Raw genomic sequence first — 3,918 nt, 5'->3', positions numbered from 1 at the left:
GAGTTGAATCTCGGTGCCAGCCGCAATGTGCTTGTCCCACGGCAGGACGATCACGCGGCCCGCGGGGACGTGGCGCTCGAACTGCTGCACCAAATCCTCGACGTCGATGTTCGGCTTACCGGGCGTGACGTGGTTGATCACCACGCAGGACCGGCCGAGCAGGTCCTGATATCCGTTCTGCCGCAACCAGTCCATGGTGACCGCCGCTTGCCGGGCACCGTCGATCGAGGCGCTGGCGACGATCACCAGACCCGACACCGTCGAGAGCACACCGCGGGACGCGGGCTGGAACAAGCCGGCCCCACAGTCGGCGAGCACCAGGTTGTAGTACCGCGACACGATGCCGACGGCGCCCTTCCAGTCGTCGTCGTTGAACTCACGTCGCGCCCCGCTGTACTCCTCCGAAGAGAGCACCTCGAGATTGGAACCGTTCATGCTGGTGTACGCGCGAATGTCGTTGTAGCGGGTCAATTCCTTGTCCGACAACAGATCTGCGACCGTCGCCGCGGATTGGCGTCCGGCCCGGTCGGCCAGGTTGCCGCCGTCGGGGTCGGCGTCGACCGCCAGGATGCGGTCGCCGCGGATCTTGCTCAGCGAGGAGCCCAACGCCACGGTGACGGCCGTCTTGCCGACGCCGCCCTTCAGTCCGAAGACGCCAATCTGATACGAATCGCGCGCATTCCGACGGATCCGGGCGTGCAGGTCCATCTCGTAGATCTCGTCGGGCGAGAGCCCGAGGTTGATCCGCGTCAGCAGGTAGATCAGGTGACGCCACCCACGCTGCGACGGCATCTTCACCGCGGAGCGCACACCGACGTGGGAGAGCGCGTCGATGGCACGGTGATTGCCAATCGTCGCCGCCGACGTCGGGGCCGGCTGCCCGGCGAGCTGTTGCGCCGACGTCCACGCGGCCCTGTTCTCGGCCTGGGCTTCCGCATAATGCTGCGGTGACGGCACCGCAGCCGCCGACGCGGAACGCGTCTGCGGAGCGGGTGTCGCGGGCCGCTGTTCGTAACGAGCGCCGGTCGACGTCCCCGCCTGCGGGGAGCGCATCATCCCGTTCTGCACTCGCTGCGCGCCCGCCTTGGTCGGGGGCATTTGCATCGTCACTTCGGTGGGCCGAGGTGGCGGAGCCGTCGTCGGCGCAGATTGCGCCTGCGTCGCGACGGGCAACGGTCCGGACGGCGAGTCGCCGCGGCCGGGAGTGGTCGGCTTGGGCGTAGGAGCGGCCGATGCCACCGTTTCGCGGTCGACCGCTGCGGTCTCCTCTTCGGGCTGTGCCGCCTCCGAGGAGTGGAAGAGCCGGTCATAGTCGGCCGACATGGGGTTACCTCTCACGATTCAAAGTTATTGGTGCGCCACAGCATCAGATCACCGAGACGCTGACGCGGTGGGCGGGCACGATCAATGCGTGGCCGCCCACCGCGTGCGACGTGATGCTACGAGAACATCCCGGTCACGCCGGCTTCGGTCTGGGCCATCGTCTGGCCGGACTCGCTGATGGTCTGCGCCAGGTTCTGCAACGCCGCGTTGAGCTCGGTCGACGTCTGATCCCACTTCGCTTGCACCTGCTGGTAGGCCTCCGAGCCGGTGCCGCCCCAGACTGCGCCGAGCGCGGCCAGCGACGCCTTGCCCTCGTCGAGCAGTCCCGCGGTCTGGCCGACGGCGCCCATGATCTCGCCCGATCCGCCTTCGATCCCGGCGAAGTTCCAAGTCTGTTCGCTCATGTGAAGTCTCCGTTTCTGTTGGTGGTAGTTAGAACTGCATCAAGTGGGCGAGATTGCCGGCCTGGTCGTCATCCGTCGACGTGTACTGAGTACCCGAGGTGTGGATGTTGTTCGAGATGTCGTTGAGCTCCTGGATCTGCGTCGCCGCGGCGGCGTCGAAACGCTGGAGTGCCGTCTGAGCAGCGACACCGGCCTGACCGGTCCACTGGGCCTTCAGCGAGTTGGCGGTCATGTCGACCGCGGCGATAACTTGCTTCAGCTCATCGGAAATGCGCTCGAAGTTGCTGGCCTCTTTGGCGAGGACAGCGGCATCGGTATTCATCTGGGGCATCGCTGTTTACCTTTTCTTTCTCCTGTGTCCTCGCCAAGGGAATGGCGAGTCTTCCAGCCCCCTCTGGCCGGAAAGTCTGTTGTGGACGACTACCAGTCGTCGTCTTCTTCGTCGTCCATGGGCAATGGGGTCGGGGCCTTCAAACCGGGCCTGGTCCCGCCGCTCTTGCCCCTCTCACCCATGGCTCCCATCGGACCGCCGCTTCCGCCGCCGACGGGCGCGGCGCCGGGGCCGCCTGCTCCCGCCGCGGCGCCGGGGGCGACCTCCGGCGGGGCGGTCGACGGACCAACCAGCGTGGACAACGCCGGACTTCGCGTCGACGTGCCGCCCATCCCGGGTAGCGACGCCGCCCGCACCAGGCCTGCGCCGGAACTGGCGCCAGATCCTCCCGCGAGCGGGTGGCTCGAGATCGGGCCCGCCCCGATCAGACCCACCTGAACCTTGTCGGAGCCGAAACCGCTGCCCACCTGACTGAAGATCTGCGTCATCTGCTGCAGCGGTTGGGTGAGCTGCTGCATCGGTTGCATCATCTGCTGCGGCATCTGTCCGACCATCGAAACGCCTTGCGACACCATCTGCGTGGCCATCTGGACGCCCTGCTGCATGACCTGGCTCTGTTGGCCAGCCTGCTGCCCGGAGCTCTGCGCGTTCTGCGCCTGACCTTCGGCGCGTTGGGCCGCCATGTTCCCCTGGCTGGCCACGTTGCCCGCCTTCAGAGCCACGGATTGCATCTGCCCGTCCGCAGTGGTGTGGGCGAACGCTGCCTCGCGCATCATCGACCCCGGCAGCATCGCCGCGTTCTGTGCCACGGACATCGACATGGCGCTCTCACCAACACCCGGCATGACGATCGGTGTCATCGGGGGGATCGGCTCGAACAACGTGTTCAACGTCGTCTCGGCCTGGTAGCCCTCCATGGCGCCGGCCGCCTGGTTCCACATGCGTACGAAGTAGTCGAACTCGTTGACTCCGATCGGCGCCGTGTTGACGCCGAGGAAGTTGGTCGCGTTGAGCACCGCGTTGGTGACGTGGTTCATCTCGATCTCGGGCAGGGGCGGTGTCGTCACCATCGCAGTGGTGTACGCGGTCGCCTGCGCGATGGCCTGCATCGCCCGCTTCTGTGCCTGCAGCGCGGTCGAACGAAGCCAGGCGACCATCGGCGTCGTCGCTTGAACGGCACGCTCACTGCCCGAGCCCTGCCACGAACCCTGAAGCGCCACCAAGCTAGCCGCGAGCTCCTCGGCCTGGGTCTCCAGCGAGATCGCCATTGCCTCCCAGCCCGCTGCCGCTTGGTACATCGGCTCGATGCCGGCACCAGCCATTAGCCGCGCTGTGTTGACCTCAGGTGGCAATGCTCCGTAGAACATTGCCAACATTGCGGGCACAGCGGACATAGTTTGCTGGACTCAGATCCTGATTGGTGAATTCGTCGGGTTGTTATTACGACAGGACAGCCGCGCCGGATTCGTCGACGGCGGTATAAACACCGGCCGCTTCGACGTATGCGGCGCCTGCGCGCGACAACTCTTCTTGAGCCAGAGCGTTGAGGGCCATCGCCTGTGCGCCCTCGGTAGCAAACGCGAGTGATGCCTGAACCGAAACTTCCTCGGCTCCCGCAGGTGCAAGTGCAGTGACCTCGGCACCGGTGGCCGTGCCGGTTGCCAGTCCGCGTGCGCCGTTTGCGACGACCTGCGACCCGACTCCGACTGCCGCTGGGTTGTGCTCCAGTGGTTGCATTTGCGCTTACTCCTCACATATTTCAAATTCACTGCATATCGGGTCGACGACCCGTGCGGAGCGGTAGCTTGCTCCCCCGTGGAATCAAAACCGAGATTCCTTTGCTGGTGAATTGCCAGCAGC

The 3,918-nt window shown here is 65.7% G+C and carries 5 protein-coding genes; all 5 read right to left on the bottom strand.

The annotated features are described in order from the left end of the window. Nucleotides 1-1,323: MinD/ParA family ATP-binding protein (locus QOD90_RS14580; RefSeq protein ID WP_526350864.1), on the bottom strand; the 1,323-nt coding region annotated here is incomplete at its 3' end. Nucleotides 1,324-1,439: 116 nt separating this feature from the next. Further along, nucleotides 1,440-1,727 carry a WXG100 family type VII secretion target gene (locus QOD90_RS14575; protein ID WP_526350860.1) on the bottom strand — a complete coding sequence of 96 codons (288 nt, stop codon included), beginning with the start codon at nucleotides 1,725-1,727 and terminating at the stop codon, nucleotides 1,440-1,442. Nucleotides 1,728-1,755: 28 nt separating this feature from the next. Further along, complete coding sequence (locus QOD90_RS14570) at nucleotides 1,756-2,058, bottom strand: WXG100 family type VII secretion target (RefSeq protein ID WP_526350858.1); 303 nt, start codon at nucleotides 2,056-2,058, stop codon at nucleotides 1,756-1,758. A gap of 89 nt (nucleotides 2,059-2,147) precedes the next feature. Continuing rightward, nucleotides 2,148-3,425 (bottom strand): PPE family protein, encoded by a 1,278-nt coding sequence (locus QOD90_RS14565; protein WP_526350862.1) that lies wholly within the window; start codon nucleotides 3,423-3,425, stop codon nucleotides 2,148-2,150. 73 nt (nucleotides 3,426-3,498) lie between these two features. Further along, nucleotides 3,499-3,795: a PE domain-containing protein gene (locus QOD90_RS14560; RefSeq protein WP_526350856.1), complete on the bottom strand. Its 297-nt coding sequence runs from the start codon at nucleotides 3,793-3,795 to the stop codon at nucleotides 3,499-3,501. Nucleotides 3,796-3,918: the final 123 nt, after the last annotated feature.

Origin of the sequence: Mycobacterium sp., assembly GCF_032161845.1 — a bacterium.
In the GTDB taxonomy this organism is placed as follows: Bacteria; Actinomycetota; Actinomycetes; order Mycobacteriales; family Mycobacteriaceae; genus Mycobacterium.
The sequence above is the reverse complement of the archived record's forward strand: the minus strand, read 5'-3'. Positions and strand labels throughout refer to the sequence as shown.